23 protein-coding genes are annotated in these 21,757 nt (G+C 39.8%); 17 read left to right on the top strand and 6 right to left on the bottom strand.

Annotated elements, in window-relative coordinates; genetic code table 11:
• Both M2132_RS10705 and M2132_RS10700 read left to right on the top strand, forming a co-directional pair.
• A partial coding sequence (locus tag M2132_RS10705; protein ID WP_280673369.1) for a hypothetical protein occupies positions 1-659 on the top strand: 659 nt, incomplete at its 5' end.
• Between the two features lie 13 nt (positions 660-672).
• Complete coding sequence (locus M2132_RS10700) at positions 673-2,676, top strand: hypothetical protein (RefSeq protein WP_280673371.1); 2,004 nt, start codon at positions 673-675, stop codon at positions 2,674-2,676.
• A gap of 201 nt (positions 2,677-2,877) precedes the next feature.
• On the opposite strand, the gene M2132_RS10695 is transcribed toward M2132_RS10700, so the two are convergent.
• Both M2132_RS10695 and M2132_RS10690 read right to left on the bottom strand, forming a co-directional pair.
• The gene (locus tag M2132_RS10695) at positions 2,878-4,980 is read right to left on the bottom strand and encodes a type IA DNA topoisomerase (RefSeq protein WP_280673373.1); all 2,103 of its coding nucleotides are present in this window, start codon (positions 4,978-4,980) and stop codon (positions 2,878-2,880) included.
• Positions 4,981-5,009: 29 nt separating this feature from the next.
• Positions 5,010-6,503, bottom strand: coding sequence for a DUF3945 domain-containing protein (locus tag M2132_RS10690; protein WP_280673374.1), 1,494 nt, complete (start codon positions 6,501-6,503; stop codon positions 5,010-5,012).
• 211 nt (positions 6,504-6,714) lie between these two features.
• On the opposite strand from M2132_RS10690, the gene M2132_RS10685 reads away from it, so the two are divergent.
• From M2132_RS10685 to M2132_RS10655, 7 genes are all read left to right on the top strand, one after another.
• Positions 6,715-7,035, top strand: coding sequence for a helix-turn-helix transcriptional regulator (locus tag M2132_RS10685; protein WP_280673375.1), 321 nt, complete (start codon positions 6,715-6,717; stop codon positions 7,033-7,035).
• Between the two features lie 88 nt (positions 7,036-7,123).
• Positions 7,124-7,555 (top strand): nitrophenyl compound nitroreductase subunit ArsF family protein, encoded by a 432-nt coding sequence (locus M2132_RS10680; RefSeq protein ID WP_280673377.1) that lies wholly within the window; start codon positions 7,124-7,126, stop codon positions 7,553-7,555.
• Positions 7,555-8,253: an aromatic aminobenezylarsenical efflux permease ArsG family transporter gene (locus M2132_RS10675; protein ID WP_280673409.1), complete on the top strand. Its 699-nt coding sequence runs from the start codon at positions 7,555-7,557 to the stop codon at positions 8,251-8,253. Before M2132_RS10680 ends, M2132_RS10675 begins: the two co-directional genes overlap by 1 nt.
• Before the next feature lie 23 nt (positions 8,254-8,276).
• The gene (locus M2132_RS10670) at positions 8,277-8,510 is read left to right on the top strand and encodes a thioredoxin family protein (protein WP_280673379.1); all 234 of its coding nucleotides are present in this window, start codon (positions 8,277-8,279) and stop codon (positions 8,508-8,510) included.
• Between the two features lie 11 nt (positions 8,511-8,521).
• Positions 8,522-9,865, top strand: coding sequence for a permease (locus M2132_RS10665; protein WP_280673381.1), 1,344 nt, complete (start codon positions 8,522-8,524; stop codon positions 9,863-9,865).
• Between the two features lie 12 nt (positions 9,866-9,877).
• The gene (locus M2132_RS10660) at positions 9,878-10,336 is read left to right on the top strand and encodes an arsenate reductase ArsC (protein WP_280673383.1); all 459 of its coding nucleotides are present in this window, start codon (positions 9,878-9,880) and stop codon (positions 10,334-10,336) included.
• A gap of 15 nt (positions 10,337-10,351) precedes the next feature.
• Positions 10,352-10,678 (top strand): cupin domain-containing protein, encoded by a 327-nt coding sequence (locus tag M2132_RS10655; protein ID WP_280673385.1) that lies wholly within the window; start codon positions 10,352-10,354, stop codon positions 10,676-10,678.
• 55 nt (positions 10,679-10,733) lie between these two features.
• Here the strand turns inward: M2132_RS10655 and mobC are convergent, their stop codons facing one another.
• Positions 10,734-12,746: a conjugal transfer protein MobC gene (mobC, locus tag M2132_RS10650; protein WP_280673387.1), complete on the bottom strand. Its 2,013-nt coding sequence runs from the start codon at positions 12,744-12,746 to the stop codon at positions 10,734-10,736.
• A 185-nt stretch (positions 12,747-12,931) separates the two neighbouring features.
• On the opposite strand from mobC, the gene M2132_RS10645 reads away from it, so the two are divergent.
• The 3 genes from M2132_RS10645 to M2132_RS10635 are packed head-to-tail and all read left to right on the top strand — an operon-like array spanning position 12,932 to position 16,804.
• The gene (locus M2132_RS10645) at positions 12,932-14,704 is read left to right on the top strand and encodes an ATP-dependent endonuclease (protein ID WP_280673389.1); all 1,773 of its coding nucleotides are present in this window, start codon (positions 12,932-12,934) and stop codon (positions 14,702-14,704) included.
• A gap of 5 nt (positions 14,705-14,709) precedes the next feature.
• Positions 14,710-16,401 carry an ATP-dependent helicase gene (locus M2132_RS10640; protein ID WP_280673391.1) on the top strand — a complete coding sequence of 564 codons (1,692 nt, stop codon included), beginning with the start codon at positions 14,710-14,712 and terminating at the stop codon, positions 16,399-16,401.
• Between the two features lie 4 nt (positions 16,402-16,405).
• Entirely contained in the window at positions 16,406-16,804 is a 399-nt protein-coding gene (locus M2132_RS10635; protein ID WP_280673393.1) for a hypothetical protein, read from the top strand.
• Between the two features lie 5 nt (positions 16,805-16,809).
• On the opposite strand, the gene mobB is transcribed toward M2132_RS10635, so the two are convergent.
• The 3 genes from mobB to M2132_RS10620 are packed head-to-tail and all read right to left on the bottom strand — an operon-like array spanning position 16,810 to position 18,665.
• Complete coding sequence (gene mobB / locus M2132_RS10630; protein WP_280673396.1) at positions 16,810-18,063, bottom strand: conjugal transfer protein MobB; 1,254 nt, start codon at positions 18,061-18,063, stop codon at positions 16,810-16,812.
• A complete protein-coding gene (gene mobA, locus M2132_RS10625; protein WP_280673398.1) occupies positions 18,048-18,485 on the bottom strand; it encodes a conjugal transfer protein MobA in 438 nt (145 codons plus the stop codon). The genes mobB and mobA overlap by 16 nt, the downstream gene beginning before the upstream one ends.
• A 51-nt stretch (positions 18,486-18,536) precedes the next feature.
• Positions 18,537-18,665, bottom strand: a complete 129-nt coding sequence (locus M2132_RS10620; RefSeq protein ID WP_280698287.1) for a hypothetical protein — start codon at positions 18,663-18,665, stop codon at positions 18,537-18,539.
• 59 nt (positions 18,666-18,724) lie between these two features.
• Here M2132_RS10620 and M2132_RS10615 point away from each other — a divergent pair, with 59 nt between their 5' ends.
• From M2132_RS10615 to M2132_RS10595, 5 genes are all read left to right on the top strand, one after another.
• Positions 18,725-18,853, top strand: coding sequence for a hypothetical protein (locus M2132_RS10615; RefSeq protein WP_280698284.1), 129 nt, complete (start codon positions 18,725-18,727; stop codon positions 18,851-18,853).
• A gap of 345 nt (positions 18,854-19,198) precedes the next feature.
• Entirely contained in the window at positions 19,199-19,951 is a 753-nt protein-coding gene (locus M2132_RS10610) for a ParA family protein (protein ID WP_280673400.1), read from the top strand.
• 7 nt (positions 19,952-19,958) lie between these two features.
• On the top strand, positions 19,959-20,423 hold the full coding sequence (locus M2132_RS10605) for a DUF3408 domain-containing protein (RefSeq protein ID WP_163209562.1): 465 nt from the start codon (positions 19,959-19,961) through the stop codon (positions 20,421-20,423).
• 18 nt (positions 20,424-20,441) lie between these two features.
• Positions 20,442-20,903 (top strand): DUF3408 domain-containing protein, encoded by a 462-nt coding sequence (locus M2132_RS10600; RefSeq protein ID WP_280673406.1) that lies wholly within the window; start codon positions 20,442-20,444, stop codon positions 20,901-20,903.
• Between the two features lies 1 nt (position 20,904).
• Positions 20,905-21,654, top strand: coding sequence for a hypothetical protein (locus M2132_RS10595; protein ID WP_280673407.1), 750 nt, complete (start codon positions 20,905-20,907; stop codon positions 21,652-21,654).
• Positions 21,655-21,757 lie beyond the last annotated feature (103 nt).

Genomic DNA, 21,757 nt, shown 5'->3' with positions numbered 1-21,757 from the left:
AAAGTAAGATCCACTGCCGGACTACTCATACATACGATGGGCAAAATTGCCATCGCTTTTATTTATCTAATTTTTTAAATACTGATTCGCATTATAAACTAATACAAAGGAAAAGAGGAGAACTTAATATGTTGCCCGACTCTGATGTAGAGGTAAAAATCAAAAATTGCGAGAATACAATAGTAAGACTGAGAAAACAGCCAGAAGAAATAATCTTGCCACCACAAGAACCACCGCTCCCGACAAATAAAGAAACAGGAAAAGAAAAACCAGATATTCCCAATACTATAAACAATAACTTCAATTTCTTACCTCTTGGCGTACATCAATTTGTAAATAAGCGATACGGAAAAGGAATGTTATTTGCAGGAACCCAAATTGGAGGTGGAGTAGGAACATATTTCTTAGCCAAAGGAGCAATAAATGCAAATGACAAACTTCGACACGAACAATATCAATCGGCAGCACGAGAACGTGAACTTAAGAATTCTCGTAATTGGCAAATTGCAGGGGCAGCAATTTGCTCTTTAGGAACAGTAGCAATGCTTTGGTGGAATTATTGCGATAACTTTGATAAAAATTTCGCATTAAAACCTATTGCCATGTTAGACGAATATGGTAAACCACAAATGGGACTGAGTTTGAGTTTTAATTTCTAAAAACTCCATTAAGATGAGAAAAATATTTATAGCATTAATAGGATTTTTATTGTTCCTTTCCTGTAATGAAGATGAAAACTCGCGAACAGGGTATTTAGAAGTTGATGTTCGTTATACGGGAGGTGCAAGTCAATGGGAATTAGATGGTGTAAAAATTGCTTTACACAGAATTAATACTGATGGGCTAGAGCAGAAAAGCGAATGGATTGATAAGACAGGAAAACAGAGGATTGAATTGCCATTTGGGCAATATAGGTTGGTTTTAAATGGGAATCGTTGTAAATTAATTGATACAGATAGTATAGTTACTATAAATGCAGGTGAACCAACCCCCAAAGCTGTAAGTATTGAGCATCTCGGTTATTCTGTAGTGGTTAAGTATAAGGATAAAGAAATGAACAGCGGTGACACAATCACTTTTGGCAGTGGTGCTGCTTTAGATATTTGGAATAAATACAGCAGTAATGACTTAAAATGGACTGCAAAAGCATTTTCAAAATCTGATTGGATTAAATTCACGAAAGATAATGGAACTATTTTAGGTAATAGAACTGATTATGCTCTTTTCGAAATAACGGATTTGCCAAATTATGGTACTAATTATGCAGAAATCATTATTGCAACGGAAGATGAGGGTACATTTACAATAGTAGTAGGTATTTTTAAGTCAGGTGGCGAACCTCAAAAAGCTGCTATTACAGGAGATGAAGAAAATATTTGTCCTGCTACGAATGTAATATTAACTGCCAATGCTTCAGATGCAACTTCATATAAATGGTACAAAGGGAATACTTTAATAGATGAGGAACATACTGATAAATATAATGTAACTTCAACTGGAACCTATTCTGTAATAGGAGTCAATACAAACGGCGAAGGAGTGAAAAGTGATGGAAAACATATAACGATAAATTCTTGTGATACGCCTCCTGCCAAAGCCACTATAATTGGTGAAAATGAAAATATCTGTCCTGCTACAAACGTAATACTAACTGCCAATGCTGCGAATGCTACTTCTTATAAATGGTATAAGGGAAATAACATTATTAGCGGAGAGAATGGGAACACTTTCACTGTGACTCAAACAGGAACTTACTATGCCGTTGGTGTTAATACAAATGGCATAGGGGTTCAAAGTGATGGAAAAGCTGTAACAATCTCAACTTGCGTTGATATACCTGCAATAGCTACAATATCAGGAAATTCGACCAATAATTGTTCTGGTGCAGATGGATTAACTGTAACGCTTACTGCGAATGCAACGAGGGCAACAAGTTATATTTGGCGCAAAGGTAATCAACAATTAAATGAAACAGGAAATACATTAGTAGTCGGAGAAACAGGAACATATTATGTAACAGGAGTAAATGGGTCAGGAGTAGGAAAAGAAAGTGTTGGAAAATCAGTTACTATTACTTCCTGTATGCCTACAAACCCTACAAATGTGAAAGTAGAAGAATTCATTTATACTTCTATGGTTGGAAGTAAAATTAAATTATCTTGGAATAATGTTTCTTCTGCGACACAATATAAGATTCAAGTGTGTGATAATCCAACAATGAATGGATGTGATCATAATTATTATACCACAACAAACAGTTACTATTATTTTTATCCAAACGACTTACCTTGTGGACAAAAATATTTTAAGATAATTGCAGTGAATAGTTTTGGTGAAAGTTCAGGAACTCCATTTTCATATATGATGCCTGTTTCAATCACTGCAACAAACAACCTGTATCTTACGTACAACCACGCAACACAAGCATATATACTTAGTTATATAGATGCTGATGTTAAGTGGTATGAAGGAGTTATCTATTTTGAAATTCAAAGAAAAGAAGATGATGGCCCTTGGAAAATCATAGCAACAATTACAGGTAACACAAATGAAAGTATAACAACCACACACAGTTATCAGGATTATACATATTCAAAAGATGCAGAGGTGTTAGAATATAGAGTAAGAACATACATCAATACGGATTGTGGAGTAATTGAAGATTATGCATATTGATTATTTGGAAATAAGTAAAAGGCACTGGGGTATCCCTCCCCAGTGCCACCACTAAAAAAATTCAATAGCACCTGATTTAACAATTTCTCATCAAACCTGTGACGTATGAACTTTCTTAGTGGCAAATGTACGATTAAGCGAGGACAGTACAAAATTCATTTTGGATTGTCGAGCGTGAGTACATTATGAAAAGATAGCACTTTATTTGCGTTTCTTATTGAAGCCCTTCTTTGGAGGGAACTCAAAAATTGTTTTATACTCCGCATCAAAAGTTACGGCAGCATCGAAAGGCTTGTTTTCTTTGCTCTTAAAGCCTTTGATAGCACCCGTTTTACCTTTGCTAAGCAGGTCTTTCAGTTGTCCGTCGGTCAGGTCTTTGCCTGACTTGTTCCGAAACACAGTCAATCCGCAATTTTCGTTCTGACACTTGACAACCTTCTGAAAGAAAACAACCTGACCGTTTTTACACTTAGGACACGGACAGCTCTCACGCTGATTGCCACCGCCTTCGATTTTAGTTCCCAACAGTTCAGTCGTTATCTGTGCTACATATACTTCAATTCCTTTGTGGAACGTATCAGCATCCATTTTCCCTTCTGCTATCTTATTCAAAGCATTTTCCCATTCGCCTGTCATGCTGATATCTGCAATCTTTTTATCACGAACAGCCAGATAAACGACCAATCCTTTATTAGTGGGAACGAGCGATTTCTTTTCGCGTACAATATATTCACGAGAGAATAATGTTTCGATAATATTGGCACGGGTGGCAGGTGTTCCGATACCCGATTCTTTGATTGCTTCCCGTTCTTCCTCGTTGGTAAGGTCTTTGCCGCAGGTTTCCATAGAAGAAAGCAGACTGCTTTCTGTGTGTAACGGGCGGGGCTTGGTTTGTTTCTCCAATAAGTCCGTTCCGTTAATGGGAAGTCCGTCGCCATTAGATAAAGACGGAAGTGCCGGTGCGTCGTCTTCGCCTTTTTCTTCATCGGGTGCGTTCAATACGGCACGCCAACCGGGAGTAAGGATAACACTACCTTTGACCGAAAACAAAACGCCCGAAGCATCCAAAGAAACGCTTGTGTTTTCTTTGGTACATTTACCTGAAAAGGCTTCCAACATACGGGCAGCAATCATATCATATATGATACGCTGGTCGGCTGAAATATCGCCCGGCATATTTTCCGTAATAATCAGGGCATGGTGATCGGTAACTTTTTTATCGTTTACCGAACGCCTGTTCAGGCTTGCTCCTGACAATGTTTTTGCGTAACTGCCGAATGGAGCATAACCGGATAGCTGACTGATAAGGGCAGGTATCTCGGCAAAAACATCATCGGAAATATAGCGGCTTCCTGTTCTCGGATAGGAAATGAGCTTCGCTTCATAAAGCGATTGTGCCACCGACAGGGTTTTATCTGCCGAAAAACTATGGCGGCTGTTCGCTTCTTTCTGCAAGGTGGTCAGGTCGTAGAGCAATGGCGGTTCCTGACTTCCTTGCTTTGTTTCCACGTTTACGACACTGACGGATTCTGACGAGCGGATACGCTCTAAGATTGTGTCTGCGTCCTGTTTCGTATTGTATCGTTCTGTGGAAATAGCGGCGAACTGGGTTGCATCTTTTGCCGTATGCAATTTTACCTGAAAATAGGTTTGCGGCTTGAACTCTTTGTTTTCGAGGTATCGGCTGCAAATCATGGCGAGCGTAGGCGTTTGTACCCGTCCTAATGACCATACCCCGTAGCCTGCCGATACCGAAAGGGCTTGTGATGCATTTATTCCGACAACCCAATCGGCTTGGCTCCGGGCTTTTGCTGAAGCGTACAGGTTGTCGTATTCTTTTCCCGGACGTAGATTCTCCAACCCTTTGCGGATAGCCTGATCCGTAAGGCTGCTTATCCAAAGACGGTCGAAAGGTTTGGAACATTCAAGATAATCAAATATATATCTGAATATTAACTCTCCCTCACGTCCGGCATCGGTAGCAACCACGATTCGCTCACATTTATTGAATAACTCTTTGATAACTTTAAGTTGCTTCATTGTGCCCGGATCGGGTTTATATTCCTTACCGTCTTTTACCTGACGGGGTAACAACTTAAATTCGGCAGGAAGTATCGGCAGGTTTTCAGCTTGAAAGCCTGTGATACCATAATCCTGTGGCATTGCCAATGTTATAAGGTGTCCAAACGCCCATGTAACGGCATATCCGTTACCTTCCAAATAACCGTCCTTGCGGTTATTCGCACCAACGATAGCCGCTATATCACGGGCTACCGACGGTTTTTCTGCAATTATTACTTTCATTTACTATCGGATTTTTTTAGTGGTTGATATTACATTTTGTGTCCTGTGGATTTTTTCACAGGCTTTTTAACTCCTTGCTGTTGTTTCTGTTCTTTGTTCTGATTCTCGGTAGGCTTTTGCTGACCTTGTTTCAGGGGGTCCTTTACATTCTTTGTCGCTTCATTGGTTTTGCCTTCGGAATTAACCGCTACCTGTGTTTTATTTCCTTCAGCAACTTTCACATCCGCACCTTGCTTTTTGGCTTTATCAGGATTCCATTTGAAAAAGTCGAGTTTGCCTTTTTCATTGTTTACTTTTACATACGCATTGAAAGGCTCTCCCTTTGCATCTTTCAGCATTCCTTGAACATAGACTGCTTTACCCTCACGAAGTGAGTTCTGCTGTTTTTCATCCAAATCAACGCCTAAGAGTTTTTTGGGAATACGGACTTGGTTCTGTTGTTCCCCGTTTTGGCTCTGTTCCTGCTTGGCGTTTTGTTGGTACTTATTGCGGTCTAATCCCTCGTAGGAGAAATCGTAACCGCCTTTGGCAGCATTGAACTGAACGTAAGCATCAAATTTTCGGGGATTGTCTGTACCGATTGTGTTTTTAGAGGTCATGCCCTCGACCAATACTTTCTTTCCCTCTTTGAGTGCCTGTTGCTGTTCGGGAGTTAGTTCCGTGCCTTTCAGGTTTTGAGAAACGGTAAGTTTATCAAGCGGTACGGCTTCCAAACGGTTGGTCAGTTTGTCAATGGAAATAAGCGACGGTATTTTTTCGCCTGGTCTTGGTTCCAGTTCGACCACACGACCACCGTTACCTGTCGCCAATAGGTTTTCTTTAACATCGTTCGGGAGCATGATACCCTGAAACGGTTTATCCAAATCTACCTGTTGTTGCTGTGGGTGCGGAACGAATTTCAGACTACCATCAGGTTGTTCCTCTAATGACAGGCGGGCTTTCATCGGATAATCCACGCCCTCGATTTTCAGATTAATATCCACAAGGTGCGGAGATTTGTACCCGTAACTCATGGCTTTGAGTTCGCCCTCTAAATTTTCGGGTTTAATACCGTATTTCTGATACTCGCTTTCAGGGATACGGTTCGTGTCGAATTGCTTAAATTCCGTTTTCTGTTCGGTTGTTGCATCCATTTTTTCTTCTTTTTTTTCGGTTACTACTTCTTTTTCGTCTTTCTTGGTTGATTGCTCCTGTTCTTTATTCAGGTAATCTCTCGGATCAATACGAAACTTTTCCAATTCTTTATCACTAAGCGATAGAACTTTATCAAGCATATCAACTGTTACAGCATAGAATCCCGTATGAGAGGGGTTCTTTGCCTGATTAAAGAAGTTTTTGAAAAAGTTTTCGAGCGGATCAGCGTGTTTGTCGATTTTGATAAAATCGGTCTGTTTCGCCTTCATGGGATCAATGGCATCAATCTTTCCTTTCTTGTCAATGCCTTTCACTACTTTGAGTTTGTTACCCTCTCCTTCATCTCGCATCAGGAGAACTTTGTCTTTCGGATTTAATTTTTCATCCATGATTAAACTGTTTTTTTGTTCTGCATCACTATTAATGCAGAATAAAAGTAGGCTTAATCAGAGGGTTATCAGTAGCTTTGTCAGCAGGTGGACGCTTGTGGCTTCGATTTGGGTAGGTGTGGCGTTAGGGATAATATTTGCTTAAATATCATTCGTGATTTTGCGAATTAAAAATCTATTCGTATATTTGCGAACTGAAAAATAATAAAGTATGCAAAAGCAAGAACTTACAAAAGAACAGGAACGAATGGCACGTTTTGCTAAAGCAATGGGGCATCCTATACGGATTGCAATACTTCAAATGCTTGCCAACCAGACGTGCTGTTTTCACGGAGATATGTCGGAATTACTACCTATCGCCAAAAGCACCTTGTCCCAGCATTTGAATGAACTGAAAGATGCGGGATTGATACAGGGGGAGATTACCCCACCAACAGTAAAATACTGTATCAATAGAGAAAATTGGGCTTTGGTAGAAAAGCTGTTAGGAGGATTTATTGAAAGTGTGGCTACTTCAAAAGGTGGCTGCTAACGGCTATTTTTTTGCGTAATATATTCGTTGAATTACGAACTGCGAACGAAAAATATAAAGTTAAACGATAATTCTAAAAACAATCAACATGAAAAAAAGTATTTTATTCGGATTACTCATTGTATTGCTGACAGCTTGCGGTGGTAATACACAAAAGAACAATCAGCAATTACCCGAAACGGGTGAAATAAAAACACAGCTTACAGATGCTTCTACTGTAAACGTTTACTATTTTCACGGCAAACAACGTTGTAAAACGTGTATTGCGGTAGGCGACGTTACAGAAAAGACCATAAAAGAACTTTATGCGAGTAATCCCCATGTAAAGTTTATTGAAGTAAAAACCGATGAAGAACAAAATGCTTCACTCGTAGAAAAATACGAAGTAACGTGGAACGCCCTCATTATAGCCAAAGGTGATAACCATATAGAAATTACCAAAGAGGCTTTTGCCAACGCTTTGAATAGTCCCGAAAACCTTACCAACCTTATCAAAACCGAAGTAGATAAAAGGTTATGATGGAGTATTTACAAAACCTTGCCGACGGATCAAATTGGCCGATACTAACAGCGTTTGTATTAGGCTTAATGACTGCTATCAGTCCTTGTCCGTTGGCGACAAACATCACAGCAACCGCCTATTTGAGCAAAGATATAGGAGTGAAACACCGTGTGTTATTCAACGGATTGTTCTATACGCTTGGACGGATGTTCACTTATACAGCACTCGGACTTATATTTTATTTTGGTGCGAGCCAGTTTCAGATAGCACGGCTATTACAAAATATCGGTGGTATGTGGTTGGGTATAGCACTTATAGTAATCGGAATTTTGATGCTTGACGTAATCAAATGGAATATTCCGGGAATGGGGAAGCTCACATCCAAACTTGAAAAGAAAGAAGGAAAGAAAAACTATCTCGATGCTTTTTTACTCGGATTGTTATTTGCACTTGCCTTTTGCCCATACAGCGGGGTACTTTATTTCGGCGGTCTGATCCCTATAACTATCGCCAGTCCGTCAGGGCTGTTACTTCCTCCTGTATTTGCCATTGCAACAGGATTACCCGTTATCATCATAGCATGGCTATTAGCATACAGCGTCAGCAATGTTGGGAAGTTCTACAATAAAATGAATGTTTTTCAAAAATGGTTTAAGCGTATAGTCGCTGCCGTGTTTATCATGGTTGGGATTTATTACATCATAACAAGTATTTAGGAACAATTTTAATATATCAAGATATGGAAATCATCGTATTGGGTACAGGTTGTGCCAAATGTAAAACAACCTACGAAACAGTAAAGAAAGTAATTGAAGAAAACAATCTGGACATAAATCTTACTAAGCAGGAAGATATTATGGAAATCATGAAATATAACGTGATGATTTTGCCGGGCATAGTTGTCGACGGCGAAGTGAAAATCAAAGGTCATGTACCTTCCGAAAGCGAAATCCGCAAGTTATTGGGAGTATAACAACGTTACACATGGAAACTAAAAAAGAGTTGAAAATCCTTCTTTGGATGGTTGTCATTTTCGCCGGAGTATTTTTCCTGCCCTTAAGTAGCGAACGGTTTATGACAGCGATTGATGCGACACTCGACCTATCGAAATGGTACGCACAGGAACACGTTGTTATGTGCCTTCTCCCTGCTTTCTTTATTGCAGGTGTGATAGCTGTCTTTATCAGTCAGGGGGCGGTATTGAAGTATTTCGGAGCAAATGCTAAAAAATGGCTATCCTACACAGTTGCTGCTGTTTCGGGTGCTATTCTGGCGGTATGCTCCTGCACTATTCTGCCGTTGTTTACCAGTATCTACAAACGTGGAGCCGGATTAGGGCCTGCTATTGCGTTCTTGTATTCAGGACCGGCAATCAGCATACTGTCTATTATTCTCACATGGCGTATTCTTGGGGTGGAAATGGGCGTTGCCCGTATGATTGGGGCAGTTACATTTTCGGTTATTATCGGACTGGTGATGTCGTTTATCTATCGTAAAGAAGAAAAAGCGAAAAAAGAAGAACAGATGAACATTACTGTTCCTCCGGCTAAACGCCCGATGTCGCAAACCATGTTTCATTTCTTTACTTTAGTGTTGATACTTGTCTTTGCAAATTGGGGCGCACCTGCTGCCGATGATACTTCGAGTATATGGTTCTACATATTTACTTATAAATGGTATATTACAGGGGTATTGGCTCTTATGCTTGCCTATTCCCTGATAGCCATATTAAAGATTAAATGGCAATGGGTTATAGCCGGAGTTATTGCTACGGCAAGTTCGGCGGTATTGGCAAACCTGCTTATACCAAATCCGAAACTGGTTCCGCTTGTTCCGATGATTGTCGGTATTACTGCCCTTTCCCTTGTTACCTTGTTGGATAAACGTGATCCCGAAAACAAAGAATGGACACTCTCAGCATGGGGATTCGCCAAACAGATAATGCCGTTGCTCGCTATCGGAGTGGTTACAGCAGGCTTTCTACTCGGCTCTACGCACGATAATACTGCGATTGCGGGTGTGATACCCAACGAATGGATTGAATGGGCAGTAGGTGGAAACTCACTTTTATCTAATTTCTTTGCCAGTTTTACAGGAGCGTTTATGTACTTTGCCACACTGACCGAAGTGCCGATTATTCAGGGATTGCTTGCTTCCGGTATGGGAAAAGGCCCTGCATTAGCTTTGCTTCTTGCAGGCCCTTCGCTTTCCTTACCGAATATGCTCGTCATACGTGGAGTTATGGGTACGCAAAAGACGGTTGTCTATGTAACACTGGTTATTATCATGGCGACAATCTCCGGTCTGGTTTATGGAACATTTTTTTAAGAATACAACACAATGAAAATATTGATTTTATGTACAGGAAATAGCTGTCGCAGCCAAATGGCTCACGGTTTCCTACAATCGTTTGATAAAGGGATTGAAGTTTATTCAGCGGGAACAGAACCTGCAAAGGAAGTAAACTCGATGGCTATCGAAGTAATGGCTGAAGCCGGAGTGGATATTAGTAACCATACTCCGCATGATGTCAGGGAGTATATCAACCAAGCGTGGGATTATGTAATAACCGTTTGTGATGAAGCCAATGAATCCTGTCCTGTCTTTATAGGAAAGGTGGAACACCGCTTGTACTTTGGCTTTTGTGATCCGTCGAAAGCGGAAGGTACACCGGAATTTATCAAAGACCAGTTTCTCCGAGCGAGGTTTGAGATTAAAAATAAATTCTCCGAATTTTACATTACACAGATATTAAAAAAAGAAATGCCTAAATGTGCCTGCTCCGGCGAATGGGAATAAAAACAACAATAGGTTATGAATGAGTTATTTGAAAAAGGAGCCATCCTAAATATGGCAGAAATGGTTGAATACTCAACCGGTGGTGTTATCAGTAAACAGGTATTGAAAAATGATGCGGGAAACATAACCCTCTTTTCGTTTGATAAAGGACAGGGATTAAGCGAACATACTGCACCGTTTGATGCTATGGTAGAAATTTTAGATGGAGAAGCTGAAATTTCAATAGCAGGCAAACCGTTAGTGCTGGTTACTGGTCAGTCTGTAATTATGCCTGCGGGTATTCCTCATGCTTTGTATGCAAGCAAACAGTTTAAGATGTTACTTATAATGATAAAAGGGTAAATCATAGCCGATTTACCCCTCTTCTCTAACAGCTTTATAAAAAAGTGTTAATCATTTACTCCGCTTGTTGCTGTAACAAGTGAGCTAACTCAGGGTCATCCTTAATGCGTTGTAATTCTTCGGCAACGATTTGTTTGGTTTCGGCTTTGATACGGTCGTAATTTTCCTTAATCATATCCTTCATGCGATTAACTCCGTTTTCGTCCGTGAAGTCGGTAATCACAGGAATGGATTGATAAGCTTTTGTTTCGGCAGCGACTTTCGCATTATCTACCACAATTTCGCAATGGAAAATTTTCTGCTCGATACGCTCATCGAAGTTGTCAGCAATTGCACCAACAAACATACCCTGTGTTAAGTTACTGATTTTGGACGGTGGTATCAAACTATCCATTTGAGTGCTGATAGAGGTTGATTTATCGTTGCGATTAATAGTCATGGATTGGCGTTTCTGCAATACTTTTCCGAAACGGTCGGAAAGCGTTTTTGCCGTATCTCCCACAACCTGACCGGAGAAAATATTACCGACGGTGTTCATCACGACTTTTGCTTCTTTGTCGCCGTAATCCCTTGTTAATTGGCTGAAATCTTGAAACCCTAAAAGCACTGCAACTTTATTACTTCGGGCTGTTGCTATCAGGTTATCCAATCCTTTGAAGTAAATTGTGGGCAGCTCGTCAATGACTACCGAACTTTTCAGTTGCCCCTTTTTATTAATGAGTTTCACGATACGGGAGTTGTAAAGTCCCAATGCCGCACCGTAAATGTTCTGTCTGTCGGGATTGTTACCGACAACCAACACTTTCGGATCATCAGGATTGTTTATATCAAGCGTAAACTCATCGCCACTCATAACCCAGTACAACTGGGGCGAAATCATACGGGATAACGGAATTTTCGCACTTGCTATCTGTCCCATTAACTGGTCGGCAGCACCACCCAACCATGCGTCCATAAAGGGAGAAAGGTAGTTTTCAAGTTCAGGATATGAAGTGAGAATCGGGAAAATATCTTCGTAGCGTTTATTCAGGAACTCAATCGCATGAGGGAACGTACAATATTTTCCGTCCTTATAAATACGGAGATACCAAATTATCGAAGCGAACAAAATAATCGGAGATTCTACAAAGAAGTCACCCTGCTTCTGCACCCACGTTTTATTGAGGTTGAGCATAATCGTGTAACTCGATTCGTATGCGTCCGAAATATCTTCCATGAAAGACGGGTTAATAGGATTGCATCGGTGTGAACGGCTCGGATCATCGAAGTTAATCACATAGAAAGTCGGTATTTTTTTGTATCCTAATTGATTGTTTAATAAATGGTTATAAGCGATTATAGAAAGGTCTGGAAACTTGAAATCATACACATACATCGAAAATCCTTTCTCTATCTGCTGCTTTATGTACTGATTAACAACTGCGTATGATTTTCCACTGCCCGGAGTTCCTAATACAATACTGGCACGAAAAGGATTGACGACATTTATCCAACCTTTCCATTGCTTCTTTTTATACCAAAATTTAGTTGGTAGGTTCACGGAATATTCACTCTGTAATAAGCGTGTTTCTTGCATGAAACTTTCGTTCTCTGTGTTGAAAACATCGTCGAACATATTGTTTTTGAGCAAACGGCTCATCCATAAGCCACCAACTAACAAAAACAGATAGCCTGCTGCCATTGTGAGGATATAAAAACCTGTTGTTGCCGCTGTGGGTAACGGTAAATCAAGTATCCACCAGTTCATAAAGAACAGGATAAAACCGATTGCCAGAAAAACATATATTTTCGGCCAAGTGATTTTTTCCTCTTTCACGCCCTTAGTACCCAAACAGGAAAGGGCAAGGAAAACAACGGCAAATAATTTGGTGTACAGAATATTGCCGAATAGTCCGGCAGTTCGGTCAAAGTTCAGTAGTATCTTATCAACTACTCCGATATTGATTCCCCATTCCCGCAGAGCGAAATAGCAGAACCAATAAATGTTTATCACTACGAAAATTATGCTTATTGCCCGCATAAATTCCATGACTTTAGCAAGTCCTCTTAAATCATCTTCTTGTTGCATTTTCTATAAAATTTAAAATGTTTGAGAAGCGAAATTATAGAGGTAAACTCTAAATTTCAGAGGTTTGAAGCGAGGTGGCAGCATGTGGCTTCGATTTGGCAGTGTGTGGCTCTTATCTCTATGAAAATTAGGTTGAAATGCACGAAAAGCCCTATCTTTGTAAATCTTAAAATTTCAATGATGCTATGTATATAGAACAGTTTATTATAAAAAACTATAGGGGAATCGCTGAATTAACCCTACATTTCAACAAAGGGTTAAATGTCCTAATCGGAGAGAATAATTCTTGCAAAACTGCAATTATTGACGCATTGCGTGTTTGTTTGAGTTATGGTAATCAGAAAAGAGATATTTATATATCATCATCAGACTTTCATATAAATAAGTCTGCCATTGATGATGTTTCAACTGCCATTGAGTTTCATTTACATTTTAAGATTGAAGTTCCTGCTGAAGCCGGCTGGTTTAACGACCTATTGTGCGTTCAAGAAGATGGGACACAAGACTTACAATTACACTTTCGTTACTATCTTGACGAAAATGATAGAATTAGGTATAAAGTTTGGGGTGGTTCAAATGAGGGACAAGTTATAGCTCCAGAGGTTTTGTTTCTTTTATATCATGTCCATTTAGATGCGTTAAGAGATGCTGAAAATCATTTACGTCCTATTAGAGGCAATCGACTCGGACAATTATACACGAATATTCAAATAGACCCTGATTCAACAACTGATAAGGAGCGGAAAAAAGAAATTGCTAAAAAAGTTCGAGAAGCTGTCGATAGTGATAATGACTGGACTGAGCATATAGGAAAAGGAAAAGGGAAAATAAATGAACATTTGAAAGAAACAAGTTTTTCAAGTAAACAACAACAGGTGGATATTCTATTTCTTCCTTTCGATTTTAATCGTTTAGTTGATAATTTGAAAATTCAAATGCCAATATATTCCGAAGAACTACTTGACGGTGATGCTTCAAAGCAAAAACATTTTGAACTTTATCAAAACGGATTAGGATATAACAATCTTATTTATACTGCCACTGTTTTAGGAGACTTAAAGCAGAGAAAAGAACTGTATAGAGAATGTTATGTAGCTTTACTTATAGAAGAGCCGGAAGCACATCTGCACCCACAACTCCAAAATTTATTCTTTAAATATTTGGATAAGTTAGAAACAGAGCAAGGTTCCCAAATTTTCATATCTTCTCATTCTCCTACAATCACTGCTAAGGCTGATTTGAAATCGGTTGTTGTTCTACAAAATCAGGGTGAAAAAATTACAGCATTATCTCTTGATAAATCTGGTTTGACAGAAGGTAATCGTAACTATTTACGTAAATTTTTAGATGTAACAAAATCTCAATTATTCTTTTCTAATGGTGTCATATTGGTTGAAGGCATTTCTGAGTCTTTACTCTTGCCTATATTCAGCAAAATAATGGGAGAAGAAGGGAAATATGATTTAGAAAATGTGGGAATAGAATTAGTAAATATAAACGGTGTTGCTTTTTCTCATTTTGCAAACATGTTTAATAATGAAGATGAAAACAAAAACCTTAAAACAAGGTGCTCACTGATAACTGACGATGACAGAGCTGAGGAAACGGATGAAATTGACTCAAGAGCCAAGAATGCAAAAGAACTTGAACGGAAAAACTTGAAAGTTTTTTTAGCAGAACGAACATTTGAATTTGAACTATTTGTAGCGGGAAATAAAGATATTCTAATAGATATTTTCCGTGAGATGCACCCTGTAGCAGCAAATAGAATCGTTGAAGATGAAGACGTAAAAATATATGCAACAAATTTTTTAGAAAAGGTTGTTGCTAATAAAGCAAAATCAGAGTTAGCACACAGGCTTGCGATGAAATTAGCATTAGACGAAGCTGCAAGAAACGCATTCTCTGTACCTACCTATATACAAAACGCTATAAAATTTGTAACTAAAGGAGAATAATTGAAATGTTTCGAACTCTATCCGATAGTCAGCGTGAGATAGTCTTCAACAAATCCGGTAAATTTGTTGTAAGGGCGTGTCCAGGCAGTGGTAAGACTTTTTGTGTCGGGGCAAGATTGGCAAGACTTGTTCATGAATGGAAAAATCGACATGAAGGGATTGCAGTTCTTTCATTCACAAATGTAGCATGGCAGGAGATAGAAAAGAAGTGTGGCGAAAAGTTTAGCTTAACAAAAATATCTTATCCTCACTTTCTTGGAACGATTGATAGTTTTATAAATAAATATATATTCCTTCCCTTTGGGCATTTAATATTAAAGTGTAATGGTCGTCCTACTTTGGTCGGGGAGCCTCATGGTGTTTGGAGTGGAAAGGATTTTAGTAGTTCCTTATTCGATAATATCAGTTACTCAATAGATGGCTCTATGTATGCAGTTCAACCTAAAAAAATGAATGCAAATTGGCAGCAAAACAAGCATATTACTGGAGCGAAAAAACGTTTTAATAAAGCGGGTTATGCTACACAAAACGATGCTAATTTTTTTGCCATGAAGATTCTTGAAGCATATCCGCAAATTGCTAAAGCTATTGCCATAAGATTTCCATATTTGATAGTAGATGAAGCACAGGACACTTCTGATATTCAAATGAGGATTATTGATTTACTCATAGAAAATGGTCTATCGGAAGTAATGCTCGTTGGAGATCCTGATCAGGCTATTTTCGAATGGAATGATGCCAAACCAGAATTACTTACTCAAAAATATGCGGAATGGGAAAATTCCATAATCTTAAATGAGAATCGTAGGAGTTCTCAAAACATTTGCAGTTTTACTTTCGGAATATCCTCTTTGGAAAATGTTTCTGTTTCTGTTAATGAGGAAGTCGCTCAATTTGAATTCCAGCCCAAAGTTATTGTCTATGACAAGAATCTACCTCAAATTGTCTCTGAGTTCATTGCAGAATGCCAGCAACAAGGTATTGTTGTAAGCAAAGAATCTACAGCTATAATTTACCGTAGCAAAAGTATTATAAATGAAATTTTAGAAATTCCGGAGATAGACTTCAGAGCAAAAAGCTGGACAGATAATCATACAAGGGAATTTGCACTTGGCAAATTTTTATACGACAATAATCGCTTCAAGGAAGGGTTTAGAATAATAGAAAAAGTTTTGCTAAGAACTTTGTTAGACCTATCCTTTTGCTCCGACAATGACATAGATTCTGCTATTTCTAAGATGGGTTTTGTTGCACTAAAATCACGAGTGTACGCATTTATGAATATGCTCCCTAAAACGAACATTCCTATTGGAGAATGGGTTGTGAAGACGAATGCTGTTTTAAAAGAAAATAATGCTGGAATAGAACTGCATATTCACAAAGACAGTTCAGGGAGTTCTTTTTCACAATTGTTTTTGAATGGAGATAAACAAATCATAGAAAAAGAATATCGGTATGGAACAATCCATAGCGTTAAAGGAGAAACTTTTGATGCTGCACTCATGATATTAAGAACCAAAGGGATTGGTAGTGCGTATAAAACATTATTAAACAAAAATACCCATATATCAGCAAGCGAAGAATTAAGAATTGCATATGTTGGGATGACAAGACCTCGCAAAATTTTGGTAATTGCAGTTCCAAATGACGAGAATAAGGTAGCTTGGGAGAACAAATTGATTCAAATAGATAATTAGCATTATGGAACTTGAATATATTATAGAACAATTGCAAAAAGCATTTGATACAGAGAGTATAAAAGAGATAGTAGTTGATTCTCACTGGTTGACAATAAACAAAGAAAATGGGATAAATTCTACTGGTTTTTGCTTCGCTGCATCTGAGGTTATATATAGACTTACTGGTGGTTCAGAGATATGGACTGTTAAGAGATTAGTTAATATAGATAATCTATGGAATGGTGGAACACACTATTTTTTAGAGAAAAAAAGTAATAAAGAGATTTTAGATATTACATCAGATCAATACACAAAACGAGGAATTGCAGTCCCCTATGAATTAGCCAAAGGAACAGGGTTGAGAAATATTTCAAAAAAGGCACGCTTGCTTGCAGAATTATCAGGGTTAGGTAAATTATAATTTTTCTACATCTGCCTACCATACCTGCGTTTCTTCTTTTTCTTGCGGCGTGGCAATGGCATTTCTTCTTTTGGGTGATTTTCAGATTCGGGAGCAAGGATTGAAAAAAGCCCTCCTGTTACACTGTTCGAAGTGTCATACTGTGTAGTTGGTTTCTCGGTGTTTTTGTAAATATCGGAAAGTCGGGTATCTTGAATTGGCTCTTGTGCCTGCTGTTGATTTCCTCCATACAGGTCGTTGAACACATTGGCTGAATACTCCTTGCCCAATCGTGAGCCATTCAGAACGGTACGGGTTGTATGGTCGATAAAGGTTGCACCGTAAATTCGCCCTTCATCATTCCGTCTGAACAGAACATCAATACCCTGTTGCCTTAGTTTCGCTCGGAACTCGCTCTCACTTTGCCTGCCCTGCTTGGCTTCGGAAACGGCTTTCAGCGTATGTGTTTTCAGGTTCTTGGTTTTAATGCGTTCGGCTGATTTTGCCATACGTTTTTCCAATCCGTCATAACCGACCGACTTGCCGAAAATGGAAGATTTTAGAGGATTACCGACCTTGTTGCCCTCGCTATCCATTGCCGAATACAGCAATCCCCGATAAGGCTTACCTTTTACTTCGCCTTTCAGTTCCTCTACATTTATATTATATAAGGAAAGAACGGCTTTGTATTCGCCCATGCTTTGAAAATGATACATGGAAGCCAACGGTTTGATAACGGCAGCAATCTGCTTTTTCAAATCGCCTTTTGAAACATCGACAGGAGTAAGTTCCCATTGTTCGGAACGTTTTTGCCCCTCCGCAGGGTTCTGGTTGTATTTGCGTTCCAAGTGTTCGGTTATCTCCTTGCTTCGTTCATGCTCCTTGTAACTGTCGATTTTCTTTCCCTCGCTATCTACCCGGAGCGATACGATATGCAGGTGTTCCCGATCAATGTCCTCATGTTTGAAAATAAGATAAGGCTGATTGCCATATCCCAGTTTTTCCATGTATTCCCGCCCGATGTCCGCCAGTTGATCGTCTGTCAGGCGGTCATCAGGATGCGGGTTTAACGATACATGGAAAACGGGCTTTTCAGTACGAAAGTGAGCCGGGACAAACTGCATAAAATCTTCCATACAATCAGAAACATTGAACTGTCCGTCAGTCGGTTCAAAGACAAGATTGCTCCCCAATATCTTTCCCAAACCCTCGTCCACCTTCTCCTGATTATATGCCAATGCACCGTACAGGTTGCTTCCGATGTTTATTTTTGCAACCATTGTCCCTTAAATTCCTCCGATAATTCCAAAATATTCTTCCCGATTTCAACCAGTTCAATAGTCGCTTTCTCCAATTTGTAGAGTAAAGCGAGTGCTTTTTTCTCCGAAAAATTGCTGTGCAACTCCTTTACAACTTGGTTGTAATTCGTTCCAACGGAACGGAATTGTGCATAAAAAGAAGTGAGTTTGGTGACGTATTCCATAGCGGAACGGTCGATTTTTACCACACGAAACTCATCCCCGAATACACGGGCAGCGATAAAACGTGCCATAGATTGAAGCCCTGATTGCTCAAACATGGTGAGAAACCGGGCGTGTTCGACAGCCGTGAAGTTTACCGAATAACGGTAAGCAGCCGGATCATTCTTGGGGGAACGTCCCCCTTTTCCCCGTTTCGGGGAGTTCTTAGCATTTTCATTCATACGTCGGATTTTTTTAGTGGTACAATTCGTCGTTCCTGCATCCGCCGCCAATCAATCATTGCCCGAAATGATTCCATAAGCAACCCGACTTCGGAGGGTTTGCGTCCCCCTTGTGGGGCAAGCATTTTTTGCAGCAAAACGGTTTCCGTGCAGCAAAAAATACAGCTTGCTATTTGCCATGTTGCAAATAAAATCTGTCCTGAACAGGGACAGATATGAATGCGAGGTAACGAGCGAAAATGGCGGTCGGACACCTCCCGACGTTTCATGCTGCAAAGTTACAGGCTAAAGTAACGTGCTGTATTATAAGCATCGAAGCCACTTGCTGCCATACCGAAGCCACTTGCTGCCACCTCGTGAAAAAGTAGTGTGCAGGATAAATTTTAGGTTTTTATTTGCAGAGGAAAACGGCTGTATGTACAGACAGACGGACAGTTAAAAGGATAGCTGTACAGATATAAAAACATACAGTCGGCTATATGGAGATACAGCCAAACGAATGACTGAATAAACAAATGACTGTCTAAACGGCTAAACGTTCCAACGACTAAACAGACGGACGGACAAACAGCCAAATAGCCCAACGGTCAAACAAACGGATGTGCGGACAGATAGACGGATAGACAAATAATCAAACGAATGGCTAAACAGACAGATAGTTGTTTAGCCGGACAGAAATACAAACGATGTACAATAATTAAAAAATTCAGACAATGAAAAAGAAAACTTTGAACGTGGCTTTTAGCACCCAAAAGGGTGGAGCCGGAAAAACAACCCTGACTGTGTTGGTAGCTTCTTATCTGCATTATGTAAAAGGCTATAATGTGGCCGTGATTGACTGCGACTTTCCGCAACACTCAATCGCGGAAATGCGAGAGCGTGATATAAAAATGTCGATGGAAGACGATCATTACAAGCTCATGGCTTACGAGCAATTTTCCGCACTGGGGAAAAAGGCTTATGAAGTTATCGAAAGCAGTCCTGAAAACGCAATGGAAGATGCGCAGGATGTAATAGAAGAATTGAAGCCTGACTTCGTATTCTTCGACCTGCCGGGAACAATTAACAACCCGGCAGTCGTTCAAACGCTTTCACTCATGGATTATATTATTGCTCCGATCAGTGCCGACCGATTGGTACTGGAAAGTACCCTGCAATATGTAATTACGGTCAATGATGCCCTGATTACGCCCGGCAAAGCGAAAATCAAGGGGCTGTTTCTTCTTTGGAATCTCGTCGATGGACGGGAGAAAACCGAACTCTACGAAGTGTATGAGGATGTGATTGACAAACTGGGTTTCCCGCTTTTCAAAACATTCCTTCCCGACAGTAAGCGATTCCGTCGTGAACAATCGGTAAACCACAAAGCTTTGTTTCGATCTACGCTGTTCCCTGCGGATAAAGCACTGGTAAGGGGCAGTAACCTCGATGCCCTGATAGATGAAATGTTGGAAACCCTAAAATAATCAAGTCATGGCTAAAAAGAAAGAAGACGTGAACCTGAATGAGATTGATGCAAGTTTTGTCATATCCTCATTCAAAAACAAGGAACGGCGGAACAATCCGAGTTCCATACCCAGAGCATTAGTTCCTGAGTATGAAAAGAAACAGGAACAGAATACAGAACCCGAAGAAACGATACAACCCGTTGCGACTGTTCAGGAAGAAACTCCTCGTGAAGAGACGAAGCGCAAGCGGGGTAAATCGCCTGATTACGAAAGCCTGTTCATTCAGGAGGTCGGAATTACGGCACGTACCGGAAAATCTGTTTACATCCGCAAAGAACATCATGAAAAGATAATGAAGATTGTTCAGGTTATCGGTAAAAATCAGGTGTCTTTGTTCAGCTACATCGACAATGTGCTTACCCAACATTTTGCCACTTATCAGGATGAGATAACCGAACTATACAATAAGAATAACGGTAGTATTTTTTAACCCATAAAAAACAAGAGTATGATACCCAATCCGATTTTTTTCAATGACAATACGATAATGATAGGTCTTATCGTATGTTGCCTTGTCGTGCTTGCAGTGGTAATGATACCCAAAGCAATGCGCCACAGAAAACGGGTAAGAGAAAGCAAGTGTGAAGAAACTGTTCAGAAAGAAGAACAGGAAGTACAAATGATCGTTGTCCCAAACGAAGAAACGGTTCTTGAACAATCTATGATTGACTATAAAAAACGGTTCCTTGTAAATGCAAACATCCCGACAAGAAACGGGAAACAGGTCGGTATCCGCAAAAAATACCATAGCCGGATTTCAAAGATTGTAAAGGTTATAGGGGAAAATGAAGTAACCATATTCAGTTATATCGACAATGTACTGAAACATCACTTTGACACTTTTCAGGACGATATTTCAGAACTGTATAAGAAGAATTGCGACGATGACTACCTAATCCCCAAGAAATAAAATGGAAAAGATATTTGTAACCATAGTTGTACTGTATGCCCTCTTTGTCGGAATTTATCTTCTGTATTTAAGAGCAGGAAAAAGACGGAAAAAGAACATTGTCGGTCAAGGTTCTTCAATCCAAGAAACAGGAAAACTGAAAGCCGATATAGTTGGGAAAAGCCGATTTGATTTAAGCGCATCGAAGCCACTTGCTGCCATACCGGAGCCACACACTGCCACCTCGCCAAAATCCGAAAATCAGGTAGAAAATCCTGATACATTTGCTCCGTCTAACGAGATAAAACGGTCGGCAGAAGTGCCGCCGGAAGAACTGGACGAAGCGTTTTCCGATACTCCGCCCGACGAAGATAACGAACCAATGGATATAGATTATCCCCTTGAATATGAACAGACGGACGTAAACGAGAATGAGCCGGAAGACGAGGAAGAAGAAGTCGAAGGGACGGCACAAGCCGCACTTGCTTCAGGTGTTCAGTTCGATGATTTGGGAAATATGGTTCGCACGGTAAACCGCAAAGATGAAGCCACTGACGAACAAAAGAAAAAAGCGGGTAATACCCTGTTGGAAATACGGCAGACCGATATGTTTGAACAGGTGGTTTCAGGTAAACCCGATGCAAAACGAATCGTTACCGACCTTATGGCGGAGAGCCTTTCGGCTTTCTATGAACGAAAAGACAAGGAAGCCGGGACAACCGGAAACGGAAAGAAAGCTCCCGATTCTTTTAATATCAGGGATTTTGCATAAGTGAGTATTAATAATGCGAATCAGTAGTTGAAACAATTCGCTGATTTGTTTAGTTAAATTATTTATTATCAATGAAATAAGCGCGTTGAATATTTGCTCAATC

Origin of the sequence: Dysgonomonas sp. PH5-45, from assembly GCF_029893235.1 — a bacterium.
Taxonomy (GTDB): Bacteria; Bacteroidota; Bacteroidia; order Bacteroidales; family Dysgonomonadaceae; genus UBA1309.
The sequence above is the reverse complement of the archived record's forward strand: the minus strand, read 5'-3'. Positions and strand labels throughout refer to the sequence as shown.